Raw genomic sequence first — 19267 nt, forward strand, 5'->3', positions numbered from 1 at the left:
TGGGTGGCTGGTGGGTCAGGGGAGATGAGCGACAAACTTCAGGACAGAGTCCATCAGCCGTCGTTGGGCGTGCAGGGTCGAGGCGGTGTGGTCAACATCGGGCAGCAGTTCGCACGGAACGTGAGCGACCCTGCCAAAAGCGCTGAACGTTTCTCGCCACTGTGAGGGGTGGTTGTATTGCCAGAACATGCCGCCGGAATACACCACTTGCAGCCGAACCCCCTTGTCAAGCAAGGTTTGAATCCAGCCCGCAAACTCGGATTTGGGTGGGGTGGGGTACGGGTTGTCGATCAGCATGGGCGGTTCCCCATCGGGCGGCGCCCGGGTGTCGATGCGCATGCGGATGATCTGCCAGGCCTTGGTGACCCAACGTGCCAAGGTGCCAGCAAAGTCCAGTTGAAGTTGTTTGCGCGCGCGCACCCACTTTGTCTTGGCGCTGGGGTAAGCATGAGGGTCCATCATCCAAAGTGCCTTGAGACGATCGTCATCAAGGGCCGCGGCAATGCCGTGATGCGCTCCGGAGCAGATGCCAGCCAGAGCGAAGGAGTCCGTGTGGGTCAGGCGTTGCAGGTGGTTCATGGCCTCTTGCAGATCCTTCACTGCCTGCTGCTCGAAGGGCAGGGAGCCATCCGGAGCATCGCTGTCGCCCTGCCCGGACAGGTCAAGGCGCAGGACGGTGAATCCGTCCTCTGCCAGACGTCGAGCCAGCTTGACGTTGATCCTGTGCGGCCCCATGCGATGAATGACCCCGGCGTTGAGCAGCAAGATGGTCGTGCCTTTGGTCGCCCCAGTGGGCCGCGTGAGCGTGCCGACCAGATGAGACCCTGGCCCAAAGGTGAGGATGTGCTCGTTCATGCCACCTCACCTTTGATGGCGGAGGTCAGAAGCCGAAGCAACTCGGGGGGAGCCAGGGCACTGCCACCGGCTTCTTCGGTGTGCCAGTCCATGTGTGCCTGGGTTGGCAGGTATCGCCAATCAGCCCCATGCGCTTGCAAACGCTCTGACAGGCGTTGGGCTGCAGGCGTCGGCGCTGTTGCCACGTGATAGCAGGCCTGAAGACACGACGGGTGGATTCGCTCGAGAGAGACGCTCCGCATTTCGGCAAGCCAGGCATCGCTCACGCCGATCCCCATTGCTTCGTGACGCAGTTCGGCTTGGGGCTTGTGTCGATGGATGAACGGATCAAACGTGTGCTTGACGTGGGCGATAGCCAACTCTTGAACATATGTCGGGCCGTCCAGGACAGGCTCCCACAAAACGATGCGCAGGGGGGGCGTGGCACTGCGCGCCGAGGCGAGCAGTGCCAACGTGCCTCCAAGGCGGGCGCCAACCCACACGGTTTCTCGTGCTCGTGTGCGGCGACCGAGCTCTTCTTGGGCGGCCAGGATGTCTTCTTGCCACTGCGCCAGCGAGCCTTCGGTGTCTTCTCCCGAGGACTCTCCTGTGCCGTGGTAGTCGAAGCGCATGACGTGGAATCCTTGGCGCGCCAACTGTTCCGCCAGGAGCCTGTGCAGGCGGTGTGTGCGAACGGCCTCCTGTCCGAAGGGGGCGCACAGCAACACTTGCAAAGCGGTGCGATTCGCCGGGGCCGGCGGGTGGTAGACCCCATAGAGCCTGCGCTCGGCTGGGCCAAAGAAAAATGGTGTCATCTCAGAGCAGGAAAGGGCTCGGTGTCGGCACGGGATCAACGTCCCAGCAAGCGGCTGAACCAGCCACCTTTGCTGGCCTCGGTCGACGGTTGCACCGCTTGCTTCGGGGTGTCCTGGGCGGGGTGGTCCACGTCGGTCTGTCGAGCCGGCTGTGTGGCAGATTCGGAGGCGGCCAACTGCCCCAGGGTTTCGAAAATCAGTCGTCGCACATTGATGGTCAACCCTGTCCGACGTTTGATTTCGGTGACCGCACGCATGGCCAGGAGCGAGTGGCCTCCTAGGTTGAAGAAGTTGTCGTCAAGGCCGATGTCATCGGTATCAATCAGTTCTTGCCACACGGCCGCCATCGCCACTTCAAGCGCCGTGGTGGGTTCGCGCCTGTTGCGTCGGGTGGGTGAAGTTCGATGGGCGGATTCCGTGGGGCGAGGCAAGGCTGATCGATCCACCTTGCCATTGGGTAGCTTTGGCAGATCCGTCTGCAGCACGATGTGTTGCGGCAGCATGTAGTCGGGCAACATGGTCGCCAGCTGAGCCCTCAGTGCTGTCACATCGGTTTGCAGTCCGTGCAGGGTTCGCGGGACGCAATAGGCGACGAGTCGCACATCACCGGGCAGGTCCTCTCGCGCCATCACAATGGCTTGCCCGATGGATGGGTCGCTCAGCAAGGCGGCCTCGATCTCGCCGAGTTCGATGCGATGGCCTCGCACCTTGACTTGGTGATCCAGCCTGCCCAGGTGCTCCAGTTCACCCTCTGTCCCCCATCGTCCCAGGTCCCCTGTGCGATAGAGCCTGGCATGGGGGGCTGCATGGAAGGGGTCTCGAATGAACCGCTCTGCTGTGAGTTCCGGGCGATACAGGTAACCTGCCGTGACGCCTACTCCGCCGATGCAGATCTCGCCAGGTGTTCCGACGGGGCATGTTTGTCCTTGAGCATCCAGGACGTGCACTTGGGTGTTGGCTATGGGCCGACCAATGCGCACACCGCGTTCAGGGTGAGACACGCGCCAGCATGTCGACCACACCGTGGTCTCGGTAGGACCATACATGTTCCAGACCGCACCGCAACGCGCCAGCAGGGCCGATGCAAGAGATGCTGGCAGCGCTTCTCCTCCGACCAGCGCTGTGAAGCCGGGGTGCCCCTGCCATCCAGATTCGATGAGCGCGTGCCAGGTGCTGGGTGTGGCTTGCATCGTGCTGATGTCGTCTTCCACCAGCGCCTTGAGCTGGAATGGGTCGCGGGTGTCATCGCTGCGGCACAGCACCATTTCTGCTCCGACGAGCAGGGGAAGGAAGAGTTCCAGCACCGAGATGTCGAAGCTGAGCGTGGTCACTGCCAGCAAACGTTCGCCAGCCCGCAATCCAGGCTCCCGAGCCATGCTTTGCAGGAAATTGGTCACGCAAACGTGTGGCACCACCACGCCTTTTGGCTTGCCCGTGGAGCCGGATGTGTAGATCACGTAGGCGGCGTCGGATGAATTGGCATCGAGGGAGGCATCTGGCTCTGGTGCGCGGGTCGGCTGCAGCAGCAGCAGGGCATCGTCGATGTCCGTCAGCAGGGTTCTCTCCCGTGGCCAGGCAAAGGCTTGCATGGTGTCTGAGCGACTGACCACCCAGGCCAGGCGAGCATCTTCGGCCATGTGTTTCAGTCGCTCTGCGGGGTAGTCGGGGTCGAGCGGCACGTAAGCTGCGCCTGCTTGAAGGATGCCCAACGTCGTTGCTAGCATGTCCGGGCAGCGCGGCATGCACACGCCAACCAGGCTTCCTCGGCCCAGGCCCTGGGCGCGCAGATGGTGCGCGATTTGCGCTGCTCGAGCCCAAAGCTCAGCGTGGCTGAGTGAGCGCTCTCCGGCCAGGCTCACCGCGATTTCGCTGGATGACGCATGCTGCTGTTGCAGCAGCAGGTCGATCATGTTCGCAGCGGTGGTAGGCCATTGGATGGACGTGCTGTTCCACTGCCTCAGTTGCAGGGTCTCCTGCTCCGATTGCACCGAAATGTCTTTCAGTGGCGTGTTCGCGTGACTGGAGAGCTGTTTGAGCAGGTGCGACAACCGTTGTGCGAACAGTTGCACGGTCCCTTCGTCGAGGATGTCCGTGTTGTAGTTGAACGTGAATTCGATGTCGTTGGGCGTTTCCACGCACCACAAGGCCAGGTCTTGTGCGGCGCCCACCATCGGGACATCGAACCGTTTGTGCTCGACATTGCCCCAGTTCGTGTGGCGCTCGCGGGCATCCTGGTATGAGAACAGGGCCTGATACAGCGGTGCACGGCTGGCGTCTCGTGGCAACTGCAAGGTCCGAACAAGGTGGTCAACCGGCACGTCCGGATGTGACAAAGCATCAATGGTGCTGCGCTGTACCTGCGCGAACCAGTCGGATAGGGTCAGATCGGCGCGGGGCGTCAGTCTCAGCGGCAAGGTGTTGACGAAGAAGCCGATGAGCGACTCCAGTTCCGCATGGTCTCGCCCTCGAACTGGTGTTCCGATGACCAGGTCTTCCTGACCGGTGAGCTTGTTCAGCAACAAGCCGAAGGCCCCCAGCAACGTGGTGAACAAGGTTCGCCCTTGACGTTGCGCCGCCTCTCGCAGTTGGTGAGTTGTTTGTTGGTCGAGGTGAACAGTGCAAGAGGCACCCTGCCCAGACATCAGGGGAGGCCTTGATCGGTCGGTGGGAAGGGCCAGCGGCGCCGGCGCTGGTGTCATCCGGGCCTGCCAGAACGCAGTTTGGCGCTGAAGTTCCTCGCCGCTCATCCACTTGTTGTGCCAGGCGGCAAAGTCGCCGTAGGTGACGGGCAACGTAGGCAGCTGTGCCGGACGTCCGGCCATGGCAGCGCTGTACAACTCCGACAGTTCGTCGTTGAACACCTGGAACGACCACCCATCCCAGATCAGGTGATGGACCAAGAAGAACAGGACGTGGTCTCGATCAGAGAGCTTGAACAAGCGGATGGCAAAAAGCGGACCTTTCTCGAGGTCAAACGGCTGCATGGCGAGTTCGCCCATGCGGTGACGCAGAGTGGATTCGCGCTCGGACTCTGTCAGGTGACTGAGGTCTTCCAGTGGCAGCAAGGGCGCATCCAGTCGGGGCAGCACCTGCTGATGGTCGCCTGTGGGCGTGCGCCCTATGACGGTGCGCAATGCGGCTTGCCGGGCCAGCAGTTGCTGCCAGGCTTGAGCGAGGGCCTGAATATCGAGCTCGCCATCGAGCCTGTGAGCGGAGGGGATGTGATGCGTGACGCTGTGCGGCGTCAGGTTTTCGAGGTACCAGAGCCGTTGTTGCATTTGCGACAGCGGTGCTGTGGTCGTGTCGCCACGGTGAGGAATCACCTGGGGGGCAGCGCTTGGCGCACCGATGGGCTGGGCACCCTCCGCAGTGGGGTGTGCCGGAGTCATCGTTGCGCTCAGCGCCTGGGCCAGGCGGCGCGGAGTGGAGTTGTCGAAGATGGTGTGGACGCTGACCGGCTTGCCCGTGCGATTGCGGATCTGCGTCACCGCGCGCATCACCAGCAGCGAGTGGCCGCCGCGGTCAAAGAAGTCCTCGTCGATGTCGAATCGATCGAGCCCGAGCAGGCCGCGCCAGATCTCGGCAATGGCCGACTCCACCGATTCGGCAGAGGAGGTCGTGGCAATGCCGCTGGGTGTTGACGCGGCCGTGGAAGGAGCGTTTGCAGGAGGTGCGTCCGACGTTGCCCCAGGGGAGAAATCGTATCGGGACAGAGGACGATCCGGGTCGGTCACGATTTCACGCAGCAGCCGCTCCAGCGCCTTCGCGAAAGCTCCGACGGAGCTGGTGTCCAGCACATCGGCATTGAACGTGAACACGAATTCGATGTGATTGCGAGTTTCCACGCACCACAGCGACAGATCTTGTGCAGCACCCAGCATGGGCGTGGGCATGCGCTGGTGGTCCACGTTGCCCCAGCGAGTGGTGCGTTCACGGACATCCTGGTAAGAGAACGACGCTTGGTGGATGGGGGGGCGACTCCGGTCGCGCGGCACCTGCATGACGTGCACGAGGTGATCGAAGGGGACATCGGGGTAGGAGAACGCGTCCACCACTTGGCGATGCACGGCGCTGAGCCAGGCCGGCAGTGTCATGTCGTCTTTGGGCCGCATGCGCAATGGCAGCATGTTGACGAAGAAGCCCATCAGGTGCTCCAACGCTGGCTGCTCACGCCCTCGCACGGGTGTGCCAATGACAAAGTCGTGCTGTTTGCTGACCCTATGCAAGGCCAGCGCGTATGCTGCCAGCAAGGTGATGTAGAGCGTTCGCCCTTGCTGTTGGGCCTGCGCACGCAGCGCATCGGTCACGTCTTTGGCCAGATTGAACTGGAAGGAGCCGCCTCGTCCAGACATGATGGCTGGACGGGGGTGGTCAAGCGGCAGATCCAGGGGCGGAGGCAGCGGGGTGAGCTGCTCCCGCCAGTAGCTCAACTGGCGCTGAAGCTCTGGGCCAGCCATCCACTCGTTGTGCCAGGCGGCGAAGTCGCCATAGCTGACCGTGAGTGTCGGCAGGTTGGGCTGGCGGCCATCCAGGCAGGCGCTGTAAAGCTCTGGCAGGTCCACGTACAGCAGGTCGAACGACCACGCGTCCCAGATCAAGTGGTGAGCCTGGAACAGCAGGCCATGCTCTTCGGGAGACAAACGGAACAGTCGGGCTGTGAACAGGGGACCCTTCTCCAGATCGTAAGGCGTTTCCACCAACTCAGCGATGACCTTGTTCATTGCCGGCTTGCGCTCTTCTTCCGGCAACTTGCTGAAGTCGTCGAATGGGATCAGGCTGAAGGGCAACTCGGGCAGGATGCGCTGGACATCGCCATTGGCCGTGCGTTCGACCACCGTGCGCAGCACGCTCTGGCGTTGGATGAGCATGCGCCACGCCTGATTGAACGCCTCGATGTCGAGTGGCCCCAGCAGGCGGTGTCCAGTGGGGATGCTGTGGACGACCGTGCCGGGGGTGAGGTTCTCAAGGAACCACACCCGTTCCTGCATCTGCGACAAGGGTGCCGTCGACTGGTCTGCGCGAATGGGGATGGCATCGATCGGCGCTGTGCTGGCAGGGGAGTTGCCCTGCGCAGCCGTCAGTTGAACGAGGGCGGCTGCCAGCTTGGCTGGTGTGGGGTTGTCGAAGATCACGCGCAGGCCTGGGCGCTGTCCAAGTGCCTTGGACAGCACCGCAGACAGTTTCGCGGCCATCAGGGAGTGGCCACCTTGCTCAAAGAAGTGATCGTTGGCCCCCAGGCGATCGCGGCCCAGCAACTTGCCCATTTCCTGGGCCACGGTTTCGGTGGCTTGTGCAACCGGGCCGCTGGCCGTTGGCGATGCGGGCGGTGTGGTGGCAGGCGACGCCTCCGTCGGCGCGTGGGCACCCGCGGGCAAGGGCAATGCCTTGCGGTCTACTTTGTTGTTCGGCAGCAGAGGCAGCGACGGCAGCACCAGCACCGAACGCGGAACCATGTAATCAGGCAAGGTGTGGCGCAGGCTGTTGCGCAGCGCAGCCGTGTCCAGCGCAGCGCCGCTTTGCGGCACGACGTAGCCGATCAATGCCAGGTCACCCGGGGTGATCTCGCGGGCCACGACCACGGAACGAGACACGCCTGCCTGCTTCTCCAGTTGGGCCTCGATCTCGCCGAGCTCGATGCGGTAGCCGCGAATCTTGACCTGGAAGTCCATTCGGCCAAGGTGTTCGATCTGGCCGTCTTCGCGCCACCGACCAAGGTCGCCCGTGCGATAGACCAGGCGACCCGGTCGAGGGCCCCAAGGTACCGTGACAAAGCGTTCTGCCGTCAGGTCGGGACGCCCGTGATAGCCCAAAGCCACCCCATCGCCACCAATGCAGATTTCCCCTTCGGCTCCCACCGGCAGGGGCTGCAGGCGCTCGTCCAGGATCCAGACTTGCGTGTTGTCGATGGGGTGCCCGATCGTGATCTTGGCTGCGGCATCGGTGATGTGCGCCAAGGTCGACCACACGGTGGTTTCTGTGGGGCCGTACATGTTCCAGACGTCGATGCCCTTCGCCAGCAGTGCTGAGGCGAGCGAGGGCGGAAGCGGCTCCCCCCCCACGAGCGCACGGAAGCCTGTGCGAGGGTGCCAGCCAGCATCCAGCAGAAGATGCCAGGTGGTGGGTGTTGCCTGCATCACAGTGACGTTTTGTTGCGCCATCAGTGCCATGAGGGCTTCGCCATCCATGGACTGATCACGTGTTGCGAGCACCACTGTGCCGCCTGTGACCAAGGGCAACATCAACTCCAGGACAGCGATGTCAAAGCTCAGTGTGGTGACGGCCAGCAAGTGGTCGGACGCCTGCAGGCCGGGTTCGCGCTGCATGGATGCCAAGAAATTGCACACGGCGCGATGGGGAACGGCCACGCCCTTGGGGCGGCCTGTTGAGCCCGATGTGTAGATCACGTAGGCAGCTGCTTCGGTGTCGGTGAACAAAGGCGTTGGTGCATCGCTCGAGGCATCCAGCAGTCGAGCGTCGGTATCGAGCTGCACCTGCATGGATCGGGGCAGACCACTTGCATTTGCACAGGTGGAGTGCGTGACCACCAGGGTGAGGCCGGCATCTTCGGCCATCATTTGCAGCCGCTCAGCTGGAAACCCAGGATCCATCGGGACGTACGCGGCACCAGTTTTGAGCACCGCCAGCATCGCTGGAAGCAGGTGCTGCCCCCGTGGGAGGCTGATGCCCACGCGTTGGCCTGGCGCAGCGCCTCGGGATTGCAGCATACGGGCGATGCGGTTGGCTTGTGCATCGAGTTGCTGATAGGTGAGCTGACCTTCATGGGTCACCACCGCAATGCGCGACGGGGAGCGTTGCGCCTGCAGGCTCACCCAGGTTTCGATGCGAGCGTGCGCATCCAGGGCCCGGTCGGTCAGGTTCCAGTCAAGCAGGCGCTTATCGATGGACACCGCCGTTGCTGCCGGGGCCGGTGCCAGGATCTGCATCAGACGGCTGACCAGTGCCTGTGCCCGCTCCAGGCTCAGATGTTCGCTGCTGTGATGCAGGTCGAGTGTCAGTGCATCGGATTGTTCGTAGAAGTTGAAGAAGACTTCGCTGAGCAGCCCCCGCTTTCGGCCTTCGTGCATCGAGGCTTGTAGCGGAGCCCAGCCAGAAAGGTCAACTTTGGGATTGAGGTTGAAGTAGATCGATGTCAGTGGGGGCTTGCTGCCTTCGGCTTGAAGACCCAGGGCCCGCGCTGCGGTGCCTTGGGTCATCAATGGGAACTCCATGGCGTCCATGAGGGCGGCTTTGGTCCGGCGAACCCTGTCTGCCAGCGCTTCCCCATCCTTCACTTGCAGACGGATGGGCAGGTCCAGCACGCCGTCAGCCACCAGCGGGCCATGGCGTTGCAGGCTTTGTGCGGCAAACGGAATGCTCAACACCATGTCACGTTGGCCGCTTTCCTGGCAGATGAGCTCTGCCACGGACTGCAACAACCATTGAAAGAGCGTGGCGCCTTGTGACTTCGCTTGCGCTCGCAGATGAGTCAGACGATCACCGTCGAGGCGTGCGCGAACCGTGTTGCCTGAGAACGCGCGCAGGCCAACGGGTGTTTTGTCACCCAGAGAGATTGGAGTGGGCAGCGCTTGAAGCACCTCAGACCAGTGTCGCGCGCTTGATCGACCATCGTCCTGCTCGAAGCGGGCATGCTCGGTGTTGGCAAAACTCAATGGGGACTCAGCCTCTACCCACGCATGCGCGTGTCCCATCCTGCGAGCCTGGTAGGCTTGGGCCAGCTCGGTGTTGAAGACACTCGATGCCCAGCCATCAAAGATGAGGTGGCTGGCAACCAGGTGAACCACCACGCGGCCATCGGCCAATCTCAGGATGCTGGCACGCGCCAGCGGAGCCTGATCCAGTGGGAACTCGATGGCAGCAGCCTGCCAGCCGTGTTGATCGAGGGCTTGCTCACTGTCAGACCATGCACGCAGATCGACCTCGTCGATCGGAACCTGGGCAGAGGGGTCAATGATCTGCATCGGCTGGTCGAGGTCGAACCGGAGCCGGAACGCGTCGTGCCGTTCGAGGACGTCCCTCAGCGCCTGCTTGAGTGCCTGCAGATCCACGTCGCCTTTCAGCGTGACACAGAACGACTCGTTGAGCGCCATGCGGGCCGCGGGGTCGTAGATGGCAGCAAGCCAACGCTCGGTCTGGCCAGGCGTTAGGGCCGATGAGGTGAGCGCTGGCGTCGTGCTGGTTCGTGTCGTTGCCGACCCAGATTCGGTGATGGAGGGAGGCGTGGTGCGTGGTGCGATGAAGCCCAGCCGGATCAATTCATCCATCACCTGCAGGAACGTGTCGGCGATGCGGTCGCAGTCGGCATCGGTCATGGCCTCGGTCACGAAGTGTCCGAACTGCTCGTACAGGTGCAGGCCCTTGAAGCGGGCAAGGTAGTAGAACAGGCTGATGTTGCGGACGTTGTCGTCCCACTGCAGGCGCCACAGCGAGGCGCAGTGCACGGCCTTGACCGGCGCACCACGGCTGGCGAAGGCCGCGTTGATGCGGTCGACCATGCGCTGCGTGCGCGAGTTGATGGTCTGGTACAGGGAGCGCCCGCTGCGCTTGATGTGCAACAGCGAAGCGTGGGCCGCGGCCAGCGCCAGCGGGTGGCGCACGAAGGTGCCGGCGAAGTAGGTGACGCCTGCTTCGGGGTAGGAGTCGTCGCCGTACCGCCATTGGCCGCCGTCGAGCGCATCGAGCCACAGGCTGTTGCCCGCGATGGCCGCGAAAGGCAGGCCGCCGCCGATGATCTTGCCGTAGGTGGCGATGTCGGCGCGCACGCCGTAGAACTCTTGCGCGCCACCGGGGGCCACGCGGAAGCCCGTGACCACCTCGTCGAAGATCAGCGCAGCGCCGCCCTTGGTGGCGATTTCGCGCAATTGCTGCACGAAGGCCGTGGGCTGCAGGGTCGGGTACTTGTTCTGGATCGGCTCGATCATGATGGCCGCCAGTTCGTGAGCGCACTTGCGCAGCACCTCCAGCGACTCGGGGCTGTCGTAGTCAAGCACCAGGATGTTTTCGACCGCGTTGGCCAGGATGCCTGGCGCGGCCGACAGCGAACGCAGCTGCTTGGTGCCGCGCACGATGACCTCGTCGAAGATGCCGTGGTAGCTGTTGTTGAAGATGGCGATCTTCTTGCGGCCCGTCACAGTGCGCGCGATGCGCATGGCGCCCATCACGGCTTCCGAGCCGGTGTTGCAGAAAGCCACGCGCTCCATGCCAGTGAACTCGGAGATCAACTGCGCGACATCCGCTGCCAGCGGGTGCTGCGGGCCGACCTCGATGCCCTTGTGCAGCTGGTCGATCATGGCCTGGGTGACGTCTTCGCGCTTGTAGCCCAGGAAGTTGGCGCCGAAACACGAGAGCAGGTCGATGTACTCGTTGCCATCAATGTCCCAGATGCGCGCGCCTTCGGACCGGTCTGCCACGATGGGGTAGACCAGGTCTTTCCACTGCGGGTTGAAGCCCGTGACCACGCGCGGGTCGGCCATCACCTTGCGGTGTTTTTGACTGAAGGACTTGGAGCTGCCGGTGCGGGCGTTGTACTGGCGGATGAAATCGTCGATCCACTGCTGCTGTGCCGGCGTGTATTCGTTCTGGGCTGTCAGCACGATGCGGGCCGAGGCGCCGAATGGCTTCTCGACGAGGGTGTTCTTGCTCGGCTGCGCGTCGGTGGAGGTGGCGCTTGGCGCGGCTTGCGATGGGGTGGCTGGTGCTAGCGCGACCTCGGTCTGTGCCTTGACGGCAACCTGAGCGGTCTGCGCAACCTGCAAGGGCTGCCCTGTCAGCAGCGCCAGTTGCTGCTGCATCAATGCCATTTGCTGCTGGATGAGGGCTTGCAGGCCGCTGCTGGCAGCCACCGCTGGTGGCAGCGGGGGCAGGGCAACCGCCTGTGTCACGGTGGCCGAGGGCGCCTGGGGCGAAGCTTGCGAGCATGACTCGGTTGCCGCGGGAGGGGGCTCGGCAAATCGTTCGGCCGGCAACTCGCCATCGAAGAAAGCCGCCAGTTTGGGCAGCGTGTCGAGGTCTTCCAGCAGGCGACGGAAACGCAGCCGGATGCCGAAGGTCTGCTCGAAGGCCAGGGTTGCCTGGGTCAGCGATAGCGAGTCCAGCCCCTGGTCCACGAAGGTGGCGCTGCGGTCAGTCGCTTCTGGCGGCAGGCCGGCCACATCGGCGAGGATGCGGACGATTTCTTGCTCGATGCGGGGCAGTCGATTCATGGTGGTCGTGGCAGTGAGGCTGGAAACGGTGGGCTCGGAAGCGATCGGTGCGGGCACGGCTGTGCGGCGCTTGAACCAATGCACCTCGCGGCGGAATGGGTAGGTGGGCAGCGCCACACGCGGGGTGCGCGCGGGCAGCGGCCAGGCAGGTGACAGGCCCAGGCACCAGAGCTGGCCCAGCGCCTGCAGGGCATGGCGTGCGGGTGGCAGGGCGGCTTGCGCGTTGCTCAGCAAGGGCATGACCTTGGGCAATGCACCCTGGATGCGGTGCTGGCGGATGAGCGCGGTCAGCGCCTGGCCCGGGCCGACCTCGATGAAGGTGACGTCGCCCAAGGCTTGCTCGGCCTGCACGGCCTGGCTGAAGGCGACGGGCGCGCGCACCTGCGAGGCCCAGTAGGCCGGGTCGGTGGCTTGCTCAGTGCTGAGGGGGGCTCCGCTCACGCAGGAATAGGTGGTCAGCTTCGGCGCCGACAGCTTGGCGCGCGCCAGGGCCGCTTGCACGCGGGGCAGGGCGCCCTCCATCGAGGCGCTGTGGAAGGCGTGGGACACCTTCAGTCGCGTGACGGCGATGCCTCGTTGTTCCAGCGTTGTGGCCAGCGCGTCGATGTCGGCGTGCAGGCCGGCCAGCACCGTGAGCTCGGGAGCATTGAGCGCGGCCACGTCGATGTTGGCAGGCAGCGGTTGCAAGGCTGCCAGGCCACTTCGCACGGCCAGCATGGCGCCGGCCGGCTGCACGAACATGGCTTCGCCGCGCTCGATCACGGCGCGAATGGCGTCTTGCGGGGTCATGACACCGGCGAAGCAGGCGGCGGCGTATTCGCCGATGCTGTGGCCGATCAGCGCGTGCGGGCGGATGGCAAGACTGTTGAGCCAGGCGCCCATGGCGTGCGACACGGCGAACAGCGCCGGCTGGGCCAGGCGCGTTTCGGCCAGTTCGGCGGCTGCCGCTTCGTCGGTGGGGGAGGACTCGACCAGCAGGCGACGCAGCGTGGCGGCCAGCTCGTGGGGCGTAGCGGCCAGCACCTCGTCGAAAGCATGTTGGAAAGCCGGGAACTGTGTGACCAGTTCGCGCGCCATGCCGGGGTGCTGAGAGCCCTGGCCCGGGAAGGCAAAGACGATGCGGCCACCGCGTTGCGCGGGCTGGCCTTGGGCAATTGCGCGCAGCGCGGCGATGGCTTCGTCGCGGTGCTCGGCCACGACGCACTGCCGCTGAGTCATCGCCTGGCGACCGCGCATCAGCGTGGCGGACACGGCGGCCAGCGGCAGATCGGGGTGACGCTCTAGGTGGTCGGCCAGGTCCCTGGCACGTTGCAGCAAGGCTTCGGGGTGCTTCGCCGAAATCGGCAGCAGTTGCAGGCCGGGGGCATCGGGCAGTTTTTGCTGGGCGCTGGCAGGCGCCTCGGCAACGATCACGTGTGCATTGGTGCCGCCGACGCCGAACGAACTCACGGCCGCGCGGCGAGGTGCTTCGCCACGGGGCCACGCCAGCGCCTGGGCCGAGACCTGGAAGGGTGAGTGCGCGAAGTCGATCTGCGGGTTGGGCTGGTCGAAGTGCAGCGTACCGGGGATGCGGCCATGGTGCAGCGACAGCGTGGCCTTGATCAGGCCGATGACGCCGGCCGCGGCCACCAGGTGCCCGACGTGCCCCTTGACCGAGCCCAGGGTGCAAAAGCCCGTGTCGCGCGTGTCCTGCGACCAGGCGCGCGACAGGGCTGCCACCTCAATGGGGTCGCCCAGCGCCGTGCCGGTGCCGTGGGCCTCGACGTAGCCGATGCTGCGCGCGTTGACCTGGGCGTGCTCCAGCGCCATGCGGATGGCCTGAGCCTGGCCGCTGACGCTGGGCGCGGTGAAGCTGGCCTTGTCGCCGCCATCGTTGTTCAGGCCCACGCCTTCGACGACGCCGTAGATGGTGTCGCCATCGGCCAGGGCTTGCGACAGCCGCTTGAGCACGACCACGCCGCCCCCACTGCCGAACACCGTGCCCGACGCCAGGGCATCAAAAGGGCGGCAGCGGCCATCGGCCGATTCCATGCCGCCTTCGACGTGCAGGTAGCCGCCGAGCTGCGGCACGATCACCGTCGCTCCGCCGGCCAGCGCGATGTCGCACTGCCCCTGGGCTAGCGCGTGCCAGGCCTGGGCGATGGCGACCAGCGAGGTCGAGCACGCGGTGTGGATGGACACCGCCGGACCATTGAAGTTGAGCCGGTGGGCCACGCGGGTGGCCACGTAATCTTTTTCATTGGCCAGCATGGCCGCGAACTCGCCGGCTTGCGCGATCAGCTCGGGGTTCTCGGCCCGCATGGCGGGCAGGTAGGCGTTGTTCGCGGTGCCGGCGTAGACGCCGACGCGGTCGCCCGCGTCTCCGCCCAGCTTGCTCGGGTCGATGCCGGCGTGTTCGAGCGCGCTCCAGCAAAGCTCCAGGAAGAGGCGTTGCTGCGGGTCGGTCAGCGTGGCCTCGCGCGCCGACAGGCCGAAGAAACCGGCGTCGAAGCAATCGGCCTGGTGCAGCACGCCGCGCGCGGCCACGAAGTTGGGTTGGTCGCGCAGTGCGGCGGGCACCGAGGGGTCGATCTCTTCGGGGCGGAAGCGCCGCAGCGTCTCGACGTTGTCGAGCAATTGCTGCCAGAAGGTGTCGACGTCCGTCGCGGTGCCCACGCGCGCGGCCATGCCGACGATGGCCATGCCTTCACCCGTGGGCGAGGTGGCCTGGCGACGAGCGCGGGCGGCGCCGGCCTCACCGTTGCCTGCATTGGCTTGCGAGGTGAGGAGAGCGCTCAGGCCCGCCACCGTGGGGCGGTCGTACACATCGGCCACGTTGAGCTGGATGCCTTGCTCGCGGGCGCGGCCGACGAAACGCATGACCAGCAGCGAGCGGGCCCCATGGTCAAAGACGTTGGCGTCGTCGGGCAAGTGATCCAGGCCCAGCAGTTCGAGCCAGAGCGCGCGCAGGCGGTCGATCGGCTCGCCTGACGAGGGCATGCCGACTGAACCCGAAGCCGGGGCAGCCGGCATGGCCGAAGGCAGGCCGCGTCGGTCGATCTTGCCGCTGGGCGTGGTCGGCAGCTTGTCCAGCACGGCGAAGCGCACGGGCACCATGTACTCGGGCAGGCGATCGCGCAGCCACGCGCGCCAGGCGGTGACGGTCTGGTCGGCGGGCGCCGAGCCGGGGCGCAGCACCACGTGGGCCGTGAGCACGCGGCTGCCATCCGGGTCCGTCGGGGCGGTGACCACGGCGTCCTGGATGCCCGGGTGGGCCATCAGGGCCAGTTCGATGTCACCGGGCTCGATGCGGAAACCATCGACCTTGAGCTGCTGGTCGGCGCGGCCGAGGTAGGTGAGGGTGCCGTCGGGGGCCTGGCGCACGAGGTCGCCAGTGGCGTACCAGCGGGCCGGCACGCCATCGGGGCCGGGCAGGTGGTCGAGGAAGCGCTCAGCCGTGAGGTCGAGGCGGCCCAGGTAGCCCTCGGCCAAGGTGTCGCCGCCGAGCATCAGCTCGCCTTGGGCCAACTCGCTCGCGGCGGTGTGGGGCTCGGCGGCATCGTCATCTTGCACCGGCCGCAGCCACACGCGCACATGAGGCAGGGCGGTGCCGATGGCCGGGATCTGAGGCCACGCGCCGGCATCGCCTTGCAGCTCGAAGGCGGTGACGACGTGGGTCTCGGTCGGGCCGTAGTGGTTGTGCAGCACGGCCCCGCTGAGGCGGCCGAACAGCGCGCGGATGTCAGGGGTGACCTGCAGTTGCTCGCCAGCGCTGACCACGTCTTGCAGCGACAAGGGCAGGACGCCGGCATGCGTGTGCGCGTCGGCATCGGCCTGGGCCAGCATCTGCAGGGCCACATAGGGCAGGTACAGGCGCTGCACGCGCTCCAGTGCCAGCAAGGCGCGCAGACGCGCCGGGTCGCGGCGGTCGGCGTCGTCGGGCAGCACGAGCGTGCCGCCGGTGGCCAGGGTCGAGAAGATTTCCTGGAAGTGCACGTCGAACGACAGCGGCGCGAACTGCAGCGTTCGCGCGGCCTGGCCCAGTCGGGGGTGGGTCACATGCCAGGCGGTCAGGTGGGCCAGCGGCGCCAGCCCCATCGCCACGCCCTTGGGGCGGCCGGTGGAGCCCGAGGTGAACAGCACATAGACCAGGTCGCCATCGGCGGCGTGGGGAGCGGGGCCGGCCGGGCGGGGCGAAGCCAGGCTGGGCAGCGCGTCCAGGCGCGACTGCAGGGTCTCCAGCGCTTCGGGCTCGCCGACCACGGCGCGCACCTGGGCGTCGTCGAGCATGGCCTGCAGGCGGTCGGTCGGGTAGCCCAGGTCGAGCGGCACGTAGGCCAGGCCCGACTCCACGGCCGCCACGATGGAGACGATGGTCTCGATGCTGCGGCTGGCGGCGATGCCGATGCGGTCTCCCGCGACCAGTCCTGCGGCGCGCCAGGCATCGGCGCGGCGGGCCACGAGGTCGGCCAGCACCCGGTAGCTCAGCACCTGTTGGCCACTCGACAGCGCGGGGGCATCGGGCCAGCGCTGAGCGGCCCGCTGCAAGGTCTGGCGAAGGGGGAACAGGTGGCGGGTGGGCATGTCGGTGCTGGGGCGGTGGGCGGCCATCTCAGCGCACCGGGGCTGGTGGCAGGGTCAAGGGGCTTGGGCTAAAGTCCGGTGCCGTCACGCTGGGCTGGTAGGTGGGCTGAGTCATGACGTCCTGTCCTGTTTTCCGAGAGGTGTTTTTTTGTGTGGGAGGCAAGGCTCGATGCGGCCCGCCGGTGAGTGTCCGAAAATCCACGGAACTTACCTGTCCGCTGAACGGACGCCCTTGTTCATCTTATTTTGATTTCATCCTGCGTAACTACCTGTATCGGCCCCACGATTGAAGGGTGACAGGGCAGGTTTCGTCGATTTCCGTAGCAAATTTCTCTTGTGTCCGATTCCCCCACTGTCTCAACCCTCCCTGAAGCCTCGCCATGGCGCGCCTGCGTGGCGCCCATGCTCGATTGGACCGATCGCCATTGCAGGTATTTCCACCGCCTGCTGAGCAGCGAAGCGCGCCTCTACACCGAGATGCTGACCACCGGGGCCATCATCCACGGCGGCATGCACCGTTTCCTTGATTTCGATGAATTCGAGCACCCGGTGGCCCTGCAACTTGGCGGCAGCGAACCGGCCGACTTGGCCGAATGCGCCAGGCTGGCCTTGAAATGGGGCTACGACGAGGTCAACCTGAACTGCGGCTGCCCCAGCGAGCGCGTGCAGCGCGGCGCCTTCGGGGCTTGCCTGATGAACGAGGCCTCGCTGGTGGCCGACTGCATCAAGGCGATGATCGACGCCGTCGATGGCGACCCGAAGCTGCCCATCACCGTCAAGCACCGCATCGGTATCGACCAGAGCGAGTCCTACGACTTCGTGCGCGACTTCGTGGGCACCGTGGCCGAAACCGGCTGCCAAGTTTTCATCGTGCACGCGCGCAACGCCTGGCTCAAGGGCCTGAGCCCGAAGGAAAACCGCGAGATCCCGCCGCTGCGCTACGGCACCGTGCACCAGCTCAAGCGCGACTTCCCGCACCTGACCATCGTGCTCAACGGCGGCCTGGCCGACAACGCCGCCTGCCTGGAGCAACTGCAGCCCGACGCCGAGTTGCCTGGCGTGACGCTTGACGGCGTCATGGTGGGGCGCGCGGCCTATCACACGCCCTGGATCCTGTCGGAGTGGGACGAGCAGTTCTTCGGCCATGCCAAGCGCTCCGAGGCGCTGACCCGCGAAGGCGTGGAGGCCGCCATGGTGGCCTACGTCGAGCGCGAGATGGCGCGCACCAAGGGCTGGGCGCATGGCGAGGTGCGCTGGCACCAGGTCATCCGCCACATCCTGGGGCTCTACAACGGCCTGCCAGGCGCGCGCCGCTGGCGCCAGGTGTGGTCGGACCACACCTTGAAGAACGAGTTGCCCTCCAAGGTGATGCAACTGGCCCACCAGCGCCCCCCGCGCCGCGAAGATGAACCCGGCATGGGCCTTGCTGCTCAGGTGGGTTGACTCCACAAGTCCCATGACCGACACCCTTTCCGCATCTTCACGCCGCATCCTCCAGGGCGACCTGCTGGACTTCACCGACGACCCTGGCTTTGCCACGCCGCAGGAATCACCCGGCGTGCGCTGGCGCCCCGGCCATCGCGTGCTGATCGACGCCGGTCGCATCGCGGCGGTGCTGTCGCCCGATGAAGCCCTGCCGGCCGGCTGGGAAGGGGGGCCGGTGGAGCAGCAGGTGGGCAAGGTGATCCTGCCCGGCTTCATCGACACGCACGTGCATTGCCCGCAGCTCGACGTCATCGCCAGCTACGGCACCGAGCTGCTGGACTGGCTCAACACCTACACCTTCCCGGCCGAGCGGCGCTACGCCGATCCCGCCGTCTCTCGCGAAGGCGCTCATCGCTTCCTGAACGTCCTGTGGGCCCACGGCACGACCAGCGCCGTGGTTTTCCCGACGGTTCACAAAGTCAGCGCAGAAGCCTTGTTCGAAGCCGCCGAGGCCGCCCAGATGCGCTTGGTCACCGGCAAGGTGCTGATGAACCGATTTGCGCCCGAGGGCCTGCTCGATGACGTCGAACAAGCCGAGCGCGATTGCGTTGACCTGATCGACCGCTGGCACGGTCAGGGGCGCAACGCCTTTGCCGTGACGGTGCGTTTTGCGCCCACCAGCACCCCTGAGCAGCTGGCCATGGCCGGTCGCCTGTGCCAGACCTACGCCGGCACCTACATGCAGACGCACGTCGCCGAGAACCGCGACGAGGTCAAGTGGGTGATGGAGCTCTACCCCGACGCCCGCAGCTACCTCGACGTCTACGACCGTGACGGCCTGATCGGCCCGCGTGCGGTGCTGGCCCATGGCATCTGGCTGGACGAGCGCGACCGAGCCGTGCTGCGAGAACACGGTGCCCAGATCGCCCACAGCCCCAGCTCCAACCTGTTCCTGGGCAGCGGCCTGTTCGACTGGGCCCAGGCCCAGCGCGATGGCCTGCACGTGAGCCTGGCCAGTGACGTGGGCGGCGGCACCAGCCTGAGCATGCTGCGCAACATGCAGGACGCCTACAAGATCCAGGCCCTGCAAGGCACCCGCCTGACGGCCTGGAAGGCGCTCTACACCGCCACCCTGGGCGCCGCCCGAGCGCTGGGCCTGCAGGATGAAATCGGCGCCATCGAGCCCGGGCGCCATGCCGACCTCACGGTGTGGGACTGGGCGCGCGACGACGTGTCCCGCCACCGCGACGGCCTGTGTCGCGAACTGCACGAGCGCGTCTTCGTGTGGATGACCCTGGGCGACGAGCGCAACCTGCGTGAAACGCTGGTGGCCGGCCGCACCGTGTTTGCCGCCGCCGGCTGAGTCCGGCACACTGCTTCCATGGCCCGGCCGCGCTCCACGAGGGCGAG

General features: G+C 65.6%; 5 protein-coding genes. 2 read left to right on the forward strand and 3 right to left on the reverse strand.

Annotated features, from left to right (window positions below):
- Nucleotides 1-15: 15 nt before the first annotated feature.
- From ABG80_RS01730 to ABG80_RS01740, 3 genes are read right to left on the reverse strand one after another with little or no spacing between them, the layout of a single operon-like run.
- Nucleotides 16-855, reverse strand: coding sequence for an alpha/beta hydrolase (locus ABG80_RS01730; RefSeq protein ID WP_058086075.1), 840 nt, complete (start codon nucleotides 853-855; stop codon nucleotides 16-18).
- Nucleotides 852-1649, reverse strand: a complete 798-nt coding sequence (locus ABG80_RS01735; protein WP_058086076.1) for a serine aminopeptidase domain-containing protein — start codon at nucleotides 1647-1649, stop codon at nucleotides 852-854. Before ABG80_RS01735 ends, ABG80_RS01730 begins: the two co-directional genes overlap by 4 nt.
- 35 nt (nucleotides 1650-1684) lie before the next feature.
- Nucleotides 1685-16459, reverse strand: a complete 14775-nt coding sequence (locus ABG80_RS01740) for a hybrid non-ribosomal peptide synthetase/type I polyketide synthase (protein WP_058086077.1) — start codon at nucleotides 16457-16459, stop codon at nucleotides 1685-1687.
- A 375-nt stretch (nucleotides 16460-16834) separates the two neighbouring features.
- On the opposite strand from ABG80_RS01740, the gene dusA reads away from it, so the two are divergent.
- On the forward strand, nucleotides 16835-17875 hold the full coding sequence (gene dusA / locus ABG80_RS01745; RefSeq protein WP_058086078.1) for a tRNA dihydrouridine(20/20a) synthase DusA: 1041 nt from the start codon (nucleotides 16835-16837) through the stop codon (nucleotides 17873-17875).
- 13 nt (nucleotides 17876-17888) lie between these two features.
- Complete coding sequence (gene guaD / locus ABG80_RS01750; protein ID WP_058086079.1) at nucleotides 17889-19220, forward strand: guanine deaminase; 1332 nt, start codon at nucleotides 17889-17891, stop codon at nucleotides 19218-19220.
- Nucleotides 19221-19267: the final 47 nt, after the last annotated feature.

The organism is Aquabacterium parvum, from assembly GCF_001447195.1.
In the GTDB taxonomy this organism is placed as follows: domain Bacteria; phylum Pseudomonadota; class Gammaproteobacteria; order Burkholderiales; family Burkholderiaceae_C; genus Aquabacterium; species Aquabacterium parvum.

Bases quoted from the DNA above. Each gene is read 5' to 3' on its own strand.
- ABG80_RS01730 (WP_058086075.1), bottom strand. From the start codon at position 855: ATGAACGAGCACATCCTCACCTTTGGGCCAGGGTCTCATCTGGTCGGC.
- ABG80_RS01735 (WP_058086076.1), bottom strand. From the start codon at position 1,649: ATGACACCATTTTTCTTTGGCCCAGCCGAGCGCAGGCTCTATGGGGTC.
- ABG80_RS01740 (WP_058086077.1), bottom strand. From the start codon at position 16,459: ATGGCCGCCCACCGCCCCAGCACCGACATGCCCACCCGCCACCTGTTC.
- dusA (WP_058086078.1), top strand. From the start codon at position 16,835: ATGCTCGATTGGACCGATCGCCATTGCAGGTATTTCCACCGCCTGCTG.
- guaD (WP_058086079.1), top strand. From the start codon at position 17,889: ATGACCGACACCCTTTCCGCATCTTCACGCCGCATCCTCCAGGGCGAC.